The sequence below is a fragment of the Rhizobium sp. ERR 942 genome (assembly GCF_007828395.1).
In the GTDB taxonomy this organism is placed as follows: domain Bacteria; phylum Pseudomonadota; class Alphaproteobacteria; order Rhizobiales; family Rhizobiaceae; genus Rhizobium; species Rhizobium dioscoreae.
In genome coordinates this window covers 504,834-521,945 of sequence record NZ_VIUA01000003.1, presented here as the reverse complement: position 1 = coordinate 521,945, position 17,112 = coordinate 504,834, and the positions used below count along the sequence as shown (strand labels likewise).

Sequence of the window (17,112 nt, the reverse complement as noted above, 5' to 3'; positions counted from 1 at the left end):
GAAGGTATCTGGCGAATTCAAAAGTATAAGTATGCAGCGTTTCTTCAAAACAGGGCTATGTGACGATGCCCGCAGGATAAAGGACAAAAAATTTTGAACTGTTGTTCAAAACCTGAAAAATACCCTCAATATTCATGGGCGGCCGTATTTCTCCGCCATTCATCCCTAGGCCGCTGAAGCTACAACCCTATTGCGTCCTGCTCTTTTGGCTTCGTAAAGCGCAAGGTCCGCCTGCTTCATCAACTGCTCCGGCGTCTCGATCGTCTCCAAACGGCACGAAATTCCGAAGGAAGCGGTGATGTTAAGCGCAACACCGTTTTCGCGTAATTTCACCGGCATATTTTCTACCGCAGCGCGTAGTCGTTCCGCGACCGCGGCGGCCGTATCGGCAGGCGTATCCGGCATAACCACAACGAACTCCTCGCCCCCATAACGGCATGCGAGATCTGCGCCGCGTACCGTGGAACGGATTCTTGCGGCGAATTCCTTGAGAACTTCATCGCCGGCATCGTGGCCATGGGTGTCGTTGACGGTCTTGAAGCGATCGATATCGGTAATCAATATCGAGAGCGGCCGGCCCCGCGCCAGGGAGCGGTCGAAAAGCACCTTGAGGTGATTGTCGAGATAGCGCCTGTTATGCAGGCCGGTGAGCGCATCGGTGACGGCAAGCTCGATCGTCTGCTGTACGCTGGCGCGCAGGCGATCATTATAGCGTTTGCGGCGTATCTGCGTGAGGCAGCGCGCGACGAGTTCGTTCGGATCGATCGGCCGGACGATATAGTCGTTGACGCCGAGATCCAGCGCGCGGACAATCATGTCGTCCGCGCCCTGCTCCGTCACCAGCAGCACGGGCAGAAAACGCGTGCGCTCCAGCGAACGAAGTTGCGAGCAGAGCCGCAACGGGTCGTAGTCGTCGAAATTCGAATTGACGATGACCAGTTCGAACGCCCGTTCAGCAGCCTCAAACAGAGCGGCCTGCGGATCGGACATTGCGACGACCTGGGCGATCGGCTTGAGCGTGCGGATGATACGCTCCTGCGAATTGGCGCGGCCATCGACCAGCAGTACCTGGCCAGCTTCCTCGGTGCGGCCGTCGCCAGCCCGCATCAGATCGTCAATACCGAAATTGCGCGCAGTCTCGTTGCGCATATGCAGCTCGTCGCTCAATGTCTTCAAGCGAAGCAGGCTCTTGACGCGCGAAATGAGCTGCAGGTCGTTGACGGGCTTGGTCAGGAAATCGTCGGCACCGGCCTTCAGGCCGCGCACACGGTCGGCAGGCTGATCGAGCGCCGTGACCATGACGACGGGTATATGGGCGGTGCGGGGATCGGATTTCAGGCGTTCGCACACCTCAAAACCATCCATGCCGGGCATCATAATATCGAGGAGGATGAGATCGACCTGCGTGCCCGCGCAAATGGCGAGCGCCTTCAAGCCGTCTTCGGCTGTCAGCACTTCGAAATATTCGGCAAGCAGCCGCGCTTCCAGAAGCTTCACATTGGCCGGAATATCGTCGACTACCAGGATGCGTGCGGTCATCAGCTCTTCCCCATCATCAGGCGTCGCCCAGATAGGTCTTTATGGTCTCAATGAATTTCGGCACCGAAATCGGCTTCGAGACATAGGCCTCGCAACCGCCCTGGCGAATGCGCTCCTCATCGCCCTTCATGGCGAAGGCCGTGACCGCGATCACAGGGATCACGTGAAGATCGTCGTCTTCCTTCAGCCATTTGGTGACCTCCAGACCGGAAACTTCCGGCAGCTGGATATCCATGAGGATCAGATCGGGACGGTGCTTGCGCGCGAGATCGAGCGCTTCCATGCCGTTGCGGGTCTGGATCGTCGTGTAGCCGGACGCTTCGATCAGATCGCGAAAGAGCTTCATATTCAGCTCATTGTCTTCTACAATCATTACCTGCTTAGGCATGGAAAGCTGTCCCTGCATCCGGTATTGCATCCATTCTCTCGAAATATAGGGTCGCGAGGAACCGATTCCAGAAATACTTGAATCGCAAACTACCGGCATTTGGTTGAAAAATAGGTAACTCACCCGTCAAAATGCAAAGTAACTTCAAGAACCCGAAGAAGAGCGCGGCCGACCCGCAAGAGACTGCCATTGCCGTACTCGGCTGGCTGGCCAATGAACCGGATATGTTCGGCCGCTTCTTGGCGCTGACCGGCATAGAGCCGGCACAGGTGCGCAACGCCATCAACGAGCCGGCCTTTCTTGCCGGTATGCTCGATTTCCTCATGAACCACGAACCGACATTGCTGGCCTTCTGCGAGGCCAGCGGCATTGCGCCGGAGGCCGTCGCCGCTGCATCGGCGCATTTTTCGCCGCCAGGCCTTGCCTCTGGAGAATACTGATCATGGATGCCCCGATCGAATTCGACGTATCGCATATCCGGCTGCAGGAGCGGCCGTTGATCGTTTGCGATGTCGACGACGTCGTCTTGCACTTCTTTGCGCCCTTCCTGACCTTCATCGAGGCAGAAGGCCATGAATTCCTGCCGCGTTCCTTCCGGCTGACGGGCAACATCGTCTCCAAGGCCAACGGCTCTGCGCTGGAAGAAAAGGATGTTCATCGGCTGATCGGAGCCTTCTTCGAGGCACAGGAAAAATGGCAGACACCACTCGATCGCGTGGTCGATACGCTCGGCGAATTCTCGAAAGACGCTGACATCGTTTTCCTCACCGCCATGCCGCCGCAGTTCTGGGAACAGAGGCGGCGACTGCTGGACAGACTCGAGCTTACCTATCCACTGCTCGCGTCGCTGCAGCCCAAGGGGCCGATCGTGCGCTCGCTGCATCGGCGGCGCGAGATGCCCCTCGCCTTCGTCGATGATATGGCCCACAATCTGCATTCGGTCAGCGAGCATGTTCCGGAGTGCCTCCTCATCAATCTGAAACCGGATTCCATCGTCCACCGCATGGCACCGGCAGCGGCCGCGGGTATTCCAGAAGCCAATGAATGGAGCCAGGCAGCGCCGCTGATCCAGGCCCATATCGCGCGCTGACGCCGCCCAAGCTGCCCTCAGAGCACGAGGCGCATCAGAGGCCTGCCATCCTTGCGCTTTGCAACTTCCAAAAATCCGGCGGCCTCGAAGATGCGCTGCGAACCGACATAGAGACCGACGGATTTCGACTGCTTGGTACGCTCGATCGGACAGCCTTCGAGCAACCGCGCGCCTGACGCACGGGCAAAATTCACGGCCTCCGACAACATGCGGTGGCTGTGTCCCTTGCCGCGATCCTTCGAATTCATGAAGAAGCAGCTCACCGCCCAGACGGAGCTGTCTTCCGCATCGGCGGGATCGAGCGGACGCGACACCGTTTTCGGCGAGTTCCATTGCGGCAGCTCTGCACGCGGGCCGACCTGCACCCAGGCGATGGGTTGTCCATCATTATAGCCTAGAAGGCCGGGCGGCGGCCCAGCCGAGATTCGCTCGCGGATCAACTGCTTCTTTGCTGCTGCATCCATCGTCTTGCGCTGCGATGTCGGGACGCGGAAATAGGTGCACCAACAGCCATAACAGGCGCCGCTTGGTCCAAATAACGTCTCGAAATCGTCCCATCGGTCCGGCGTCAACGGCTGCACGATTAAATTCTGCACTCCCACCTCCCCGGCAGTTTTCCAGCTTGAGACTCGCAAGCTTAGAACATAAAGTGGCGATGTTCAATTTTTGTTCTCGTTCCATGACCCATGCGCCCGACAAGATCTCCGGCTTCTGTCGCGATTGCTTGAGCGAGCAATCGGCCATGCGCACGCGCTGTCGGAGCTGCGGCAGCCCCCGCCTCGTTTACCACCGGGAGCTCTACGCACTGACGCTGGCGCATATCGATTGCGATGCCTTCTATGCCTCCATCGAAAAACGCGACAATCCGGAGCTCGCCGATAAGCCTGTCATCATCGGCGGCGGCAAGCGCGGCGTCGTCTCCACCGCCTGCTATATCGCCCGCATCCATGGGGTGCGCTCCGCCATGCCGATGTTCAAGGCGCTGGAAGCTTGCCCACAGGCTATCGTCATCCGTCCAAACATGGAGAAATACGTCCGCGTCGGCCGCGAGGTTCGAGGCATGATGCAGGACCTGACGCCGCTGGTTCAGCCGCTTTCGATCGACGAAGCGTTTCTTGAACTCGACGGCACGCAGCGGCTCCATCACGATCCGCCGGCTCGCATTCTCGCCAAGTTCGCCAAGCGGGTGGAGCAGGAAATCGGCATTACCATCTCCGTTGGGCTGTCGTACTGCAAGTTCCTCGCCAAGGTGGCCTCCGACCTGCAGAAGCCGCGAGGCTTCTCCGTCATCGGCAAGGAAGAGGCCCTCTCCTTTCTGGAGCCACGGCCAGTCACGACGATATGGGGTGTCGGCAAGGCCTTTGCCGCGACGCTCGAAAGCGATGGCATCCGCACGATCGGCCAATTGCAGGCCATGGAGGAAGGCGATCTCATGCGCCGTTACGGCGTTATCGGGCAGCGGCTTTTCCGTCTCTCACGAGGGATCGACGACCGAACCGTGCATCCCAACGAAGCGGCGAAAAGCGTGTCTTCCGAAACCACCTTCTTCGAAGATATCGGGCGCCATGAGGATCTCGTGCCGATCCTGCGCGATCTCTCCGAGAAGGTTTCACGGCGTCTGAAACGCAGCGGCATTGCCGGCCAGACCGTCGTGCTGAAGCTCAAAACCTCGGATTTCAAGATCCGCACGCGTAACCGCCGTCTGGAGGACCCGACCCAATTGGCGGACCGGATTTTTCGCACCGGCTTGCGGCTGCTCGAGCCCGAGACGGACGGCACGAAGTTTCGCCTCATCGGCATCGGCGTCACCGATCTTGGCGATGCCGGACGCGCAGATCCACCCGATCTTATCGACGTGCAGGCTGCGCGACGGGCTGCGGCGGAAGCAGCCATGGACAAGCTGCGAGAAAAATTCGGCAATAAGACAGTCGAAACCGGCTACACGTTTGGCGACAAAAACCACAAATAACAATTATTTAGCACAAGTCACCACATGGTGATTTTTGGCTGTGTCGCAAATAATCGCACCACGCGCGCGATTCTTTCGCGCGAAAAAGCTCGGATTCAAACTTTTTTGGTAAATTTCCATTAGGACTTGGATTCTGTAACTTTCCGGCGGCGTGAACTAGTCGCCGAGTGTGTTTTGCGTACGGGTTCCTATGCGTCTATCGGCTGTATCGACCATTTTTCTCGCCTGCCTGACGATTTCAGGCTGCGCCGCCCGAGGTGAGCGCGAAGCCGCGCAAGCCGCCCCGCCTTCGAAAGAAGTGACGAGTTCCATCGCGAAAACCAGCAGGCCGGTGCCATCCGTCGAAATCGGCGAAACCGTTTCGCGCGTCGAGCGGCAGCAGGCTCTCGCAGTTGCGATGCCGACGAACCTCCGTCCGGAGGGGATCATGCCTTCCGACCAGAGCGGCGACGGTGACGCGCCAGTCCCGCTGCAACGGCCGCTTGCCATGCTCTCGCCATCGAACCCGGTGCCCCGCGCCCTGAGGCAGCAGCCGATGCAGATCTACAGCCATCGCTTCCGCGATGCCAAGCCGATCAACTTCGGTACGTCTACCTCGCCCCGGAAGCTCGCCGTCCATGGCGTCGACGTCTCGCGCTGGCAGGGCGAGATCGACTGGGATACGCTGCGCACACAGGGTGCGAACTTCGTCTACATCAAGGCAACGGATGGCGGCGATCATCTCGATCCCATGTTCAAGAAGAACTGGCGTGCCGCCCAGCAGGCCGGCCTGAAGCACGGCGCCTATCACTTCTTCTATTGGTGCCGGACTGCGGGAGAGCAGGCCGACTGGTTCATCCGCAACGTGCCCAAGGAGGCCGGAGCGCTGCCGCCTGTCATCGACGTCGAATGGAATGGCGAGTCGAGCTGCAAGCGGCGTCCTTCGCGCGAGCAGGTTCTCGCCAAGATGCAGGTCTTCATGGACAAGCTGGAAAAGCATTACGGCCAGCGTCCGATCGTCTACACCGCTCCGGATTTCTATCGCGATAATCTGAGCGGCGAACTGCTCGACTATCCCTTCTGGCTGCGCGCCGTGGCTCAACATCCGTCCAAGGTCTATCCGGGCCGGAAATGGCTGTTCTGGCAATATTCCGGCTCCGGCGTATCCCACGGCGTCGAAGGCAGGATCGACCTCAACGCCTTCCACGGCAGCGAGCAGGACTGGCACAACTGGGTGGCCTCCAACGTCCACTGATCGCACATAAGCTCGAGATTTCAATCATCGCCGAAGCAGAGTTTGATCGCTCCGCTTCGGCGATGCCGTATTGGGGTGGCGTTCGGCGAACTCACGTTTTCATGGACGCGGAAAGGCATGAGTTTTCGGCAAGTCTTCCTTAAACTTCGAAGTCTAACCTTGGGCGCAACGAGTATTGCGTTCTGGTTGTGTCTATGAAGCCATTTTTGTTGCTTGGGCTGGCGCTTTTGTCGGCCACCACCCTTTCTCATCCCGTCTTTGCTGCGCCGGATGCCCGCACCCTGCAGATCGTGGTGTCGAAGGACAGGCAGTCGCTTGCGGTCTATGACGGCGACAAAGTGATCGCGACTTCGAAGGTTTCCACCGGCAAGCGCGGGCACACGACCCCGAGCGGCATCTTCTCCATTCTGGAAAAGAAGGTCTATCACGAATCCAATCTCTATTCGGCCTCGCCCATGCCTTTCATGCAAAGGCTGACCTGGTCAGGGATCGCGCTACACGAATCCAATTCCGTCCCGAATTATCCGGCATCCCATGGCTGCGTGCGCATGCCGAAGGCCTTTGCCAAGATGCTTTATCAGATGACCGAGCGCGGCGTGCATGTCGTCATCGCCGATCAGCCGCTGGTGCCGCAGCTCTTCGAAAATTCGATGCTGTTCAAGCCGCTGCCGGCTCCGCCGCCGGCACTGTTTTCGGGCATCGAACTCCGTCCGATGACCGCAAGCTTCCTGCCGCAGGCACAATCGCTGCAGGTCGCGACGAATGACGTGAGCTCGATCAAGATACCGAAGACGCAGGAGACTCTAGCGCCATCGGCCGATCCAGCGCCGCTCAGCATCCTCATCACCCGGCGCGGGCTGCGCGAAAACGTGCGCGACCTACAGGGCATCCTGAACGGAATGGGCTTTATCACCGGAACACCCGACGGGATGCTCGGGCCGGCGACGGTACAGGCGATCGAAGACTTCAAGAAGGCACATGATATCAAGACGACGGGCGGCCTTGTCAGTCCCGCGCTGATGAAGGCAGTCTATGCCGCCGCCGGCAAGGGCGAACCGCCGAACGGTGCGATCATGGTCCGCCAGAACTTCAAGCCGCTCTTCGAAGGCCCCGCAATTATCGCCGAGCCGCAAGAAGCGCTCGGCGTGCATTTCTTCACCGCCAACGCGATCGACCGGATCAGCGGAAAGGCCGACTGGTTCGGCATGACGCTCGAAGAAGATTTGAGCAAGCAGACGAAGAAGCGCTACGGCATCACCAGCGAGGAGCAATCGCAATCGTTCGACGCGGCCGGACAGGCGCTCAATCGCATCACCATTCCCGACGATATCCGTCACCGCATCGAGGATTTGCTGACAGCCGGATCGTCATTGACGATTTCCGATACCGGTGTCGGACCGGAAACCGGCAACGAGACCGATTTCATCACCATTACCAACAATGGCGCGCTGGGTAAGAAGGGCTAGAGCCATTTTGTTTTTACGCAATTCCGGACGGAAAACCGCTATCCACTTTTCCTGGAATTGCTTCAGACCAGCTCCACGTCGATCACGCCGGGTGCCGTGCGCAAGGCAGCAGCGATTTCGGGCGTGATGCGATATTTCTCCGGCAGTGCCACCTCGACCTCGCGCATTCCTTCCTCCTTGATGACGATGAAGGAAACCAGGCCATCGCCCTTGGCGTTCAGATGCGCGGCGACGGCTTTCAGCGGGCCGGAATCGCGGACATAGACGCGCAGTGCCTTCTGCATCTGCAACGACTTCTCCTCCAGCGACTGCGCCGTCTGCAGGCGCAGGCTGATGCCTTCCGGGCGCTCATCTGCCTGGGCGGTAATGACGAAGGATTTGCCGACTTCGAGAACGTCGCGATATTGGTTGAGCGTTTCCGAGAAAAGCACGGCTTCGAACTGGCCCGAGGCATCAGAGAAGACGAAGATGCCCATCTTGTTGCCGGTGCGCGTCTTGCGCTCCTGCTTGGAGATCACCGTGCCGGCGAGACGGCCGTTGCTGGCGCCCTGCTTTACGGCGGCGGAGAACTCGGCAAACGGCTGCACCCGCATCTTGTCGAGCACGCTCTTATAAGTATCGAGCGGATGTGCCGTCAGATAGAAGCCGAGCACCTGGAATTCGCGCAGCAAACGCTCCGAGGCGAGCCATGGCGTATAGGGGGGAAACACAATCTTTTCCGGACCGGAGGCTGCACTTCCGAACATGTCGTGCTGGCCGCTGCGCTTGTTTTCTTGCGCCACCTGGGCATAGCCCATGATGCGGTCGAGGCCGGCGATCAGCTGGGCGCGATCGATTTCGAAGCAATCGAAAGCGCCGGCGCAGATCAGGCTTTCCAGAACGCGGCGGTTGATCTGCTTGGGATCGATGCGCAGGCAGAAATCTTCGATGCCGGCAAAGGGTTTGTCACCGCGCACCTCGACGATATGGTCGACGGCGGATTCACCGACGCCCTTGATGGCCGCCAGAGCATAGTAGATGCGGTTATCACCCGTCTCGAAATGGCGGAACGAGGTCTGCACGGAAGGTGCGATGACCTCGATGCCAAGCCGCTTGGCATCCTGACGGAAGTCGTTGACCTTTTCGGTGTTGGACATATCAAGCGTCATCGACGCTGCCAGGAACTCTACCGGATAGTGCGCCTTCATATAGGCGGTCTGGTAGGAGACGATGGCGTAGGCAGCGGCATGCGACTTGTTGAAGCCGTAATTGGCGAATTTCGCGAGCAGATCGAAGATGACGTCGGCCTGGCCCTTCGAAACGCCGTTCTTGATGGCTCCGTCGACGAAGCGCTCGCGCTGCTGGTCCATCTCCGCCTTGATCTTCTTACCCATGGCGCGGCGCAGAAGATCCGCTTCGCCGAGCGAATAGCCGGAAAGCACCTGGGCGACCTGCATCACCTGTTCCTGGTAGACGATAACGCCCTGGGTTTCCTTAAGAAGATAGTCGATCTTCGGATGGATCGATTCGATCTCTTCCTCGCCATGCTTGCGGGCATTATAGACCGGGATGTTCTCCATCGGGCCGGGACGATAGAGCGCTACGAGCGCGATGATATCCTCGATGCAGTCGGGACGCATGCCGATCAGGGCCTTGCGCATGCCCGCACTTTCCACCTGGAACACGCCGACCGTCTCGCCGCGCGAGAGCATCTCATAGCTCGGTTTGTCGTCGAGCGGTATGCTGGCAAGATCGATCGAGATGCCGCGCTTGGCAACGAAATCGACGGCCGTCTTGAGGACAGTCAGCGTCTTCAAGCCGAGGAAGTCGAACTTCACCAGACCGGCCTGCTCCACCCATTTCATGTTGAACTGGGTGACCGGCATGTCGGAGCGCGGATCGCGATACATCGGCACGAGCTTCGACAGCGGACGATCGCCGATCACGATACCGGCGGCGTGCGTCGAGGCGTGGCGATAGAGGCCTTCGATCTTCTGGGCGATGTCGAGAAGTCGGGCGACGACCGGCTCCTTGTCCGCCTCTTCCTGCAGACGCGGCTCCTCCTCGATCGCCTTGCTCAGCGGCGTCGGATTGGCGGGATTGTTCGGCACCAGCTTGCAGATCTTGTCGACCTGGCCATAGGGCATTTCGAGCACGCGACCGACGTCGCGCAAGGCTGCGCGCGCCTGCAGCGAACCGAAGGTGATGATCTGCGCCACCTGCTCGCGGCCGTATTTGGCCTGCACGTAACGGATCACCTCTTCGCGCCGGTCCTGGCAGAAGTCGATATCGAAGTCCGGCATGGAGACGCGTTCCGGATTGAGAAAGCGCTCGAACAGCAGCGAGAAGCGCAGCGGATCGACGTCGGTGATGGTCAGAGCGTAGGCGACCAGCGAGCCCGCACCGGAACCGCGGCCCGGGCCGACGGGGATATCGTGGCGCTTGGCCCACTTGATGAAGTCCGCGACGATCAGGAAGTAGCCGGGAAACTTCATGCGCTCGATAACGCTGAGTTCGAATTCCAGCCGCTCGCGATAATCCTTTTCCGCATAGCCGGGTGCCATGCCGAGCGAGGCGAGACGCTGGTCGAGACCCTCAATCGCCTGAGCGCGCAGCTCGGCGGCCTCGGCGCGTTCCGCCTCCTCCGCATCATCCGTGGCGCCGGTGAAGCGCGGCAGGATCGGCTTGCGGGTCTTCAGGATGAAGGAGCAGCGGCGAGCGATCTCGACCGTGTTCTCCAGCGCTTCGGGCAGATTGGCGAAGAGTTTCGCCATGTCGGCACGGCTCTTGAGATAATGATCCGGCGTCAGGCGGAACCGCGTATCGTCCGAGACAATGGCATTGTGGGCCACCGCCATCAAAGCGTCATGCGCATCATAATCATCCCGCGTCGGGAAAAATGCTTCGTTGGTGGCAACGAGCGGGATGTCATGCTCATAAGCAAGCTTGATCATCTTCTGCTCGTGACGACGATCATAGGTGCCATGGCGCTGCAATTCGACATAAAGCCTGTCGCCGAACAGCTGCTTCAGCCTCAACAACCGAGAGAGCGCCTGGGCGGCGTGCCCTTCTTTCAACGCCATATCGACGGGACCGGTGAGCGAACCGGTGAGTGCAATCATTCCTTCCGTGCCGATTTCATCCAGCCATGATGCTGCAATGTGAACGGCGCTGTTGCCCTCGCCGCCGAGATAAGCGCGGCTGACGAGATCAACGAGGCGCTCATATCCCCGCTCGGTTGCGGCAAGCAGAACGATGGATGGCAGCTTCGCCAGAGCCTGCTGCGGCCCGCGCTTCTCGCCCTCGCCGCCATCCTCCATATCGATCGACAGCTGACAGCCGATGATCGGCTGCAGCCCCTCATCCATCGCCTTTTGCGAGAATTCCAGGGCAACGAACAGATTGTTGGTATCGGTGATGGCAATAGCCGGCTGACTGTCCCCGGCAGCCTTGGCCAATATCTTCTTGAGCGGCAATGCGCCCTCTAGCAGAGAATAGGCGGAATGAACCCTGAGGTGCACGAATTCCGGCATTTCGCCGACCGGCGCTGCCGCGCCGTTGCCACCTGCATCCGCCATTTCATACCCTTCCGCACACCTGAATGAATCAGCGGCATTTTCGGCATTGCGGACCGTAAAGTCCAGAAGTTGCTCCCATCAAATATGGGAACAGCATGTGCAAATGGGGGACAAAACTTACATCGCCATCATGATGAGGGAAAAGCTGGCAACGAACATGACGATGGAAGTGAATGCTGCAACGTCTCGAATAATGTCGGTCATTTAGGCGCTCCTTACTCGTTATGTTTCTTTTTTGTTCCATTTTTGTTCGAGAGTCAATAGACGCATCAGGAAATTTCATTGGACGGTTTTCTGCCCTCAGATGGACGCCGGCACAACCGAGCGTTATGCAAGGGCAAACATGGAGATCACGATGAAATCACTTGCCTGCGCTCTCGCCATTCTTTTGACCGCAACTGCGGCTCAAGCAGAAAATACATCTGCACCCGAGCGCATCGTCGACGCCGCGATCGGCGACTGGAACAAGGACGGGAAACCGGACCTTGCCATTCTGGTAGCTCCCCCGGCGGACAAGCAGGCCGAAACCTCCATCGGCATCTACATCTATCTGCGTGACAACGAGCATTCCCTATTGCAATTGGCAGCAAGCGCTCCTGACAAGATCTGGGGTAGAGCCAGCGGTGTTTACGGCCAGGAACCTTCGATCGCCGCGCTGCCGAACGGTTCGATCGCAATCACCTCGCAGAACGATGCAATCGGCCGCGATCGTTGGCATCAAACGCTAACACTTGCCTATCGCAACAACGGTTTCGTGGTGGCCGGCTACACTTACGATGCCCGCGATACGCTCGAACCGGATAATAGCCAGACCTGCGACTACAATGTATTGACCGGTAAGGTGACGAAAGACAGCAAGACGCTGAAGACCGATGCCAAGACCATCAACATTCAGGATTGGCAGGATGAGATCGGGGAGAAGGCCTGCGGGCTCGGCCATTAACAACGCATGTTCACTTTTTGTTCTTTACACTTCTTCGGATCCATGGCATTGTGCCTGCTCACCAAAATTGGAGAGGGTCATGCCGGATCTTGCCGAGCTGAACGATTTTATTGTCGCCGCCAAAGCCGAGACCTATGTTGGTGACGGCGAGCGGCTGCCGTCCTGCCGAAGCGGCTCGCATGACATCGGTTATGCGAGCGGCCGCTGGCGCTATCTCGACAGCTATTTCGGCGGCACGGATTTCGCGGGGCAGGAACTCGTCTGGCACGACGACAAGCCGGTCTGGGCCATGAACTATTTCGGCCATATCGTCGAGCCCGATCTGATCGACGGAACGCGAGCCGGCATGGTTATCAAGGCTGCACTCCTGCGCCTCTATCAGGATGAAAAACGTTTTCTAGGCGGCTTCGAATTCGAACATGTCTATGGCCGCTATATCGACCGCAGCACCGGATCGTGCGACCACTTTATCGGGCACGAAGCCATTATGGTGAATGAGCACAAGGCCTATGAGCTGGATTATCGCGGTGGCCTGATCGTTCCGTGACGGGAGCGATCAAACCTCGACCACCTTGCCTTCACTCAGCGTGACACGGCGATCCATGCGGGCTGCGAGCTCGTGATTGTGGGTGGCAATCAACGCCGCGAGACCCGACTGACGCACCAGTGCTTCCAGCGCATCGAAGACATAATGCGCCGTTGCCGGGTCGAGGTTGCCGGTGGGCTCATCCGCCAGCAGCACCAGCGGCGCATTGGCGACAGCACGGGCGATCGCGACGCGCTGCTGCTCGCCGCCGGAGAGCTCGGCGGGGCGGTGATCGCCACGATGGCCAATGCGCATGTAATCGAGAAGCTGAGAAGCGCGCTCGCTCGCATCTTTACGCGAAAGCCCGGAAATAAGCTGCGGCATCATGATATTCTCAAGAGCCGAGAACTCGGGCAGCAGGTGATGGAACTGATAGACGAAGCCGATTTCGCTGCGACGCACGGCTGTACGCCTATCGTCAGACAAGCCTTCGCAGGCCTGACCATTGACGAGCACTTCGCCGCCATCCGGATGCTCAAGCAGCCCGGCCACATGCAGAAGCGTCGATTTACCCGTGCCTGACGGCGCAACAAGCGCGACGATCTCGCCGCTGCGCAAAGTGAAATCGGCGCCTTTCAGGATCGACAGCCGCGTCTCGCCCTGCCCGTAGTGACGCTCCACGCCAGAGAGCTGGAGAACGACGTTGCGTTTCATCAAATGGAATATCCTTATTCGTAGCGTAGCGCTTGCACCGGATCGAGCCGCGATGCGCGCCAAGCCGGAAAGATGGTGGCAAGGAAGGACAGAGTGAGCGCCATCACGATGACGGAGATGGTCTCGCCGAGGTTCATCTCGGCCGGCAATTTGCTGAGGAAATAGACCTCCGGGTTGAAGATCACCGTGCCGGAAATCCAGGAGAAGAACTGGCGGATGGATTCGATATTGAGGCAGACCAGGACCCCGAGTATGACGCCGGCGAACGTTCCGACGACGCCGATCGCCGCACCCGTCATGAAGAAGATGCGCATGATCGCGCCCGATGTCGCCCCCATGGTGCGCAGGATGGCGATGTCGCTGCCCTTGTCCTTCACCAGCATGATCAAGCCGGAGATGATATTCAGCGCGGCGACCAGAACGATCAGCGTCAGGATCATGAACATCGTGTTGCGCTCGACCTGCAGGGCCGAGAAGAAGGTAGCGTTGACCTGCCGCCAGTCCGTCAGGAAGATCTGCCGCCCGGCCGCCTCTTCGATTTTCGGCCGCAGCTGATCGACGTCATCGGGATTGGTGATGAAGAGCTCTATCTTCTCGACAATGCCCTCGGCATTGAAGAAGACCTGCGCTTCTTCGAGCGGCATGAAGACGACGGAGGAGTCATACTCCGACATGCCGACCTCGAAGATGCCGGAGATCGTATAGGCTTTGACGCGCGGGTTAACACCAAAAGGCGTCACATCGCCATCCGGTGCCGTAAGGGTGATCTGATCGCCGACCGTCAGGCCCAATTGCCGGGCCAATCGGCTGCCGACCAGAACGCCCTGTCCGGAGGCGAAACCAACCATGTCGCCGGACACGATGTGATCGGAGACTGATTTGAGCTTGGTCAGATCTTCCGGGCGGATGCCGCGCACCAGCGCGCCAGTGCCGGAGCCGCCGCGGCCGGAGGCGAGCGTTTCGCCCTCGACCAGCGGCAGCGCCATGGTGACGCCCGGAACGGCAGAAAGCTTCTTCGCCAGATCGGCATAGTCGTTTAGCGGCGAATCAATCGGCTGAACGACGACATGACCGTTGAAGCCAAGAATCTGTTTGAATAGCTCGGCACGGAAACCGTTCATTACGGCCATGACGATGATCAGCGCCGCGACGCCGAGCATGATGCCGACCAAAGAGAAGCCGGCGATGACCGAAATCGAGGCTTCCTTGCGCCGGGAGCGCAGATAGCGCCAGGCCACAAGCCGTTCGAAACCGGAAAACGGGCGAGACGATGGGCCGGCCTTGAACGAATTTTCCTGCTGTTCCACTGCCGCGCTCACCGCCATTCGCCTTTCATCCCTTGTATCGTCAATCAGCCTGCCAGCCGATTGATCGCTGCCTCGACCGTCATCGTTTCGCGAGCGCCGGTCTTGCGGTCCTTCACTTCCACTTCGCCGTTCGCAATCGAACGCGGTCCGACGATGATCTGCACGGGTACGCCGATCAGATCGGCCGTTGCGAACTTCGTTCCGGCGCGATCGTCGCGATCGTCGTACAGCACGTCCTTGCCGGCCTTCGACAGCGCGGCATAGACAGTTTCGCAAGCTTCGTCGCACGCCTGATCGCCGGCCTTCATGTTGATCACTACGACGTCAAAAGGCGCGACCGAAGCCGGCCAGATGATTCCGTTCTCGTCATGCGATGCTTCGATGATGGCGGGAACAAGGCGTGTCGGGCCGATACCGTAAGATCCCATGTGGACAGCATGTTCCTTGCCGTCAGGACCCTGCACCTTCGCGCCCATCGGCTCGGAATATTTCGTGCCGAAATAGAAGATGTGGCCGACCTCGATGCCGCGCGCCGACAGGCGATCGCCTTCGGGAATGGCATTGAAGGCGGCTTCGTCATGCATTTCCGAGGTGGCGGCATAGACCGAAGTCCACTTGTCGAAAATCCCCTTCAGGCCAGCAACATCATCAAAATTGGTGTCTTCGCCGGGAATGTCGAAATTGACGAAATCCTTGTGGCAGAAAACTTCCGACTCGCCGGTGTCGGCGAGAATGATGAATTCGTGGCTGAGATTGCCGCCGATCGGGCCGGTATCTGCCCGCATCGGGATGGCTCTCAGGCCGAGACGATTGAAGGTGCGCAGATAGGCGGCGAACATCTTGTTATAAGAATGCACTGCTCCTTCCTGCGTCAGATCGAAGGAATAGGCATCCTTCATCATGAATTCGCGCGAGCGCATCGTGCCGAAACGCGGACGGATTTCGTCACGGAATTTCAGCTGGATATGATAGAGGTTCAGCGGCAAGTCCTTGTAAGACTTGATGTAGGACCGGAAGATATCGGTGACCATTTCCTCATTGGTCGGGCCATAGAGCATAGGCCGATCCTGCCGGTCCTTGATGCGCAACATCTCCTTGCCGTAGGCGTCATAACGGCCGCTTTCCTGCCAGAGCTCAGCCGACTGCAGCGTCGGCATCGACAGCTCGATGGCGCCGGAGCGGTTCTGCTCCTCGCGGATGATCTTGTTGACCTTGTCCAGCACGCGTTTGCCCAATGGCAGCCACGAATAGATACCCTGCGACTGCTGCCGGATCATGCCGGTGCGCAGCATGAGCCGATGGGAAACGATTTCAGCCTCCTTGGGATTTTCCTTCAGGATGGGCATGAAGTAACGAGACAGACGCATGACGCTTGTTCCAGATGGTTTGACGTTCCGCTGGCGGCGGAATCGTTAGCAAATTATGTACTGGAGGCAGTTCATAACTGCTTCGGCGCAGGAAGGAAACCCGCATTCTTCAATAGAAGAATTTGACAAAAGCCTGAGAATACAGGGGATAGAGCCCATTTTCGATGTTTCGAAAAAGCGCACGTTTATAAGGATTTACGACGGAAATTCGTCAACAGAAAAATTCTGCGCGGCTGCAGCAAAAAAGCAAAAAAAAGGATGACAAAGCTCAATGTTTGAGCTAATTTTAGCTCACAAAAGAGGCAGGAAGGCTAAATTCTTGCCGTTTCGCGGTCAAGTCTTGGGAGGATCAGATCTTAGGCGCGCTCGTTCGCTGCCCCGGTAACGGATAAGGATCACGCGATACTTTAAAACAAGGCTTTTAGCCTTGTTTTTTTTTGCTTTCTCAGCTCAGCCTCGACGGACCACGGATTTGCCCGAAACACTCGGCTCGTGCTTCTGCTGAAATAATATACACAGATTGTAAATTCTTTGCTCCACGCTCATGACAAGCGTGTGACGAATTGATGGCGATCGCAAGGCACCCGCATTCCGGGCACCTTTAATTTACAGCTGCCACAGATCACTTGTAGCTTGGAACGACCTGCGGAATGGAATCTATACTCAGCCCGAAATAACGCGAGGCGATATACCACGCGCCATAAATAAGGGCCGATACCAGCGTTGTAGCAAGCACGACCCGCCAAGCACGAAATTTCGTCGGCGCACTTTCGACCGTACCCAGAATGACATGCTCATCCTCGGCCTGAGTACGCAAGCCAAAGGGCAGGACGGCGAAAAGCGTAATCCACCAGATGACGAAATAGACGGCGAAACCGGCGGCAATCTGCTGTGCCATTGTGCTCCCTTCGAGACGAGCCTGCTCGCCTCCTCCTCTTCCAAACTGCTTATAGGGGCAAAGCAGTTGTCTTTCAAAGCGCCGATCAGCGCACTTAAAGCAGATTCAGATTTT

General features: G+C 58.4%; 15 protein-coding genes. 7 read left to right on the top strand and 8 right to left on the bottom strand.

Going from position 1 to position 17,112, the window contains the following annotated elements; genetic code table 11:
* Window positions 1-165: 165 nt before the first annotated feature.
* Window positions 166-1,539, bottom strand: coding sequence for a PleD family two-component system response regulator (locus tag FBZ97_RS15130; RefSeq protein WP_113328961.1), 1,374 nt, complete (start codon window positions 1,537-1,539; stop codon window positions 166-168).
* Between the two features lie 16 nt (window positions 1,540-1,555).
* Complete coding sequence (locus FBZ97_RS15125) at window positions 1,556-1,927, bottom strand: response regulator (protein ID WP_028754034.1); 372 nt, start codon at window positions 1,925-1,927, stop codon at window positions 1,556-1,558.
* Between the two features lie 131 nt (window positions 1,928-2,058).
* Here FBZ97_RS15125 and FBZ97_RS15120 point away from each other — a divergent pair, with 131 nt between their 5' ends.
* Both FBZ97_RS15120 and FBZ97_RS15115 read left to right on the top strand, forming a co-directional pair.
* Window positions 2,059-2,367, top strand: a complete 309-nt coding sequence (locus tag FBZ97_RS15120) for a DUF3572 domain-containing protein (RefSeq protein ID WP_069614952.1) — start codon at window positions 2,059-2,061, stop codon at window positions 2,365-2,367.
* A gap of 2 nt (window positions 2,368-2,369) precedes the next feature.
* On the top strand, window positions 2,370-3,017 hold the full coding sequence (locus tag FBZ97_RS15115) for a hypothetical protein (protein WP_145320370.1): 648 nt from the start codon (window positions 2,370-2,372) through the stop codon (window positions 3,015-3,017).
* 17 nt (window positions 3,018-3,034) lie between these two features.
* Here the strand turns inward: FBZ97_RS15115 and FBZ97_RS15110 are convergent, their stop codons facing one another.
* The gene (locus tag FBZ97_RS15110; protein ID WP_069614954.1) at window positions 3,035-3,613 is read right to left on the bottom strand and encodes a GNAT family N-acetyltransferase; all 579 of its coding nucleotides are present in this window, start codon (window positions 3,611-3,613) and stop codon (window positions 3,035-3,037) included.
* 83 nt (window positions 3,614-3,696) lie between these two features.
* On the opposite strand from FBZ97_RS15110, the gene FBZ97_RS15105 reads away from it, so the two are divergent.
* The 3 genes from FBZ97_RS15105 to FBZ97_RS15095 all read left to right on the top strand — a co-directional run bounded on the left by FBZ97_RS15105 (window position 3,697) and on the right by FBZ97_RS15095 (window position 7,686).
* Window positions 3,697-4,986 carry a DNA polymerase IV gene (locus FBZ97_RS15105; protein ID WP_145320372.1) on the top strand — a complete coding sequence of 430 codons (1,290 nt, stop codon included), beginning with the start codon at window positions 3,697-3,699 and terminating at the stop codon, window positions 4,984-4,986.
* A 190-nt stretch (window positions 4,987-5,176) separates the two neighbouring features.
* Window positions 5,177-6,220, top strand: coding sequence for a GH25 family lysozyme (locus tag FBZ97_RS15100; protein WP_145320374.1), 1,044 nt, complete (start codon window positions 5,177-5,179; stop codon window positions 6,218-6,220).
* Window positions 6,221-6,414: 194 nt separating this feature from the next.
* Entirely contained in the window at window positions 6,415-7,686 is a 1,272-nt protein-coding gene (locus tag FBZ97_RS15095; protein ID WP_145320376.1) for a L,D-transpeptidase family protein, read from the top strand.
* 62 nt (window positions 7,687-7,748) lie between these two features.
* Here the strand turns inward: FBZ97_RS15095 and dnaE are convergent, their stop codons facing one another.
* Window positions 7,749-11,243, bottom strand: a complete 3,495-nt coding sequence (gene dnaE / locus FBZ97_RS15090; protein WP_145320378.1) for a DNA polymerase III subunit alpha — start codon at window positions 11,241-11,243, stop codon at window positions 7,749-7,751.
* 355 nt (window positions 11,244-11,598) lie between these two features.
* Here dnaE and FBZ97_RS15085 point away from each other — a divergent pair, with 355 nt between their 5' ends.
* Both FBZ97_RS15085 and FBZ97_RS15080 read left to right on the top strand, forming a co-directional pair.
* Window positions 11,599-12,186 (top strand): hypothetical protein, encoded by a 588-nt coding sequence (locus FBZ97_RS15085; protein WP_145320380.1) that lies wholly within the window; start codon window positions 11,599-11,601, stop codon window positions 12,184-12,186.
* Window positions 12,187-12,265: 79 nt separating this feature from the next.
* Window positions 12,266-12,733, top strand: coding sequence for a DUF5680 domain-containing protein (locus FBZ97_RS15080; RefSeq protein ID WP_145320382.1), 468 nt, complete (start codon window positions 12,266-12,268; stop codon window positions 12,731-12,733).
* Between the two features lie 9 nt (window positions 12,734-12,742).
* Here the strand turns inward: FBZ97_RS15080 and FBZ97_RS15075 are convergent, their stop codons facing one another.
* The 4 genes from FBZ97_RS15075 to FBZ97_RS15060 all read right to left on the bottom strand — a co-directional run bounded on the left by FBZ97_RS15075 (window position 12,743) and on the right by FBZ97_RS15060 (window position 16,998).
* A complete protein-coding gene (locus FBZ97_RS15075; protein WP_113328967.1) occupies window positions 12,743-13,426 on the bottom strand; it encodes an ABC transporter ATP-binding protein in 684 nt (227 codons plus the stop codon).
* A 14-nt stretch (window positions 13,427-13,440) separates the two neighbouring features.
* Window positions 13,441-14,751: a lipoprotein-releasing ABC transporter permease subunit gene (locus FBZ97_RS15070; RefSeq protein WP_145320384.1), complete on the bottom strand. Its 1,311-nt coding sequence runs from the start codon at window positions 14,749-14,751 to the stop codon at window positions 13,441-13,443.
* Window positions 14,752-14,777: 26 nt separating this feature from the next.
* Entirely contained in the window at window positions 14,778-16,100 is a 1,323-nt protein-coding gene (proS, locus tag FBZ97_RS15065; RefSeq protein ID WP_113328969.1) for a proline--tRNA ligase, read from the bottom strand.
* A 622-nt stretch (window positions 16,101-16,722) separates the two neighbouring features.
* Window positions 16,723-16,998, bottom strand: coding sequence for a DUF1467 family protein (locus tag FBZ97_RS15060; RefSeq protein WP_145320387.1), 276 nt, complete (start codon window positions 16,996-16,998; stop codon window positions 16,723-16,725).
* Window positions 16,999-17,112 lie beyond the last annotated feature (114 nt).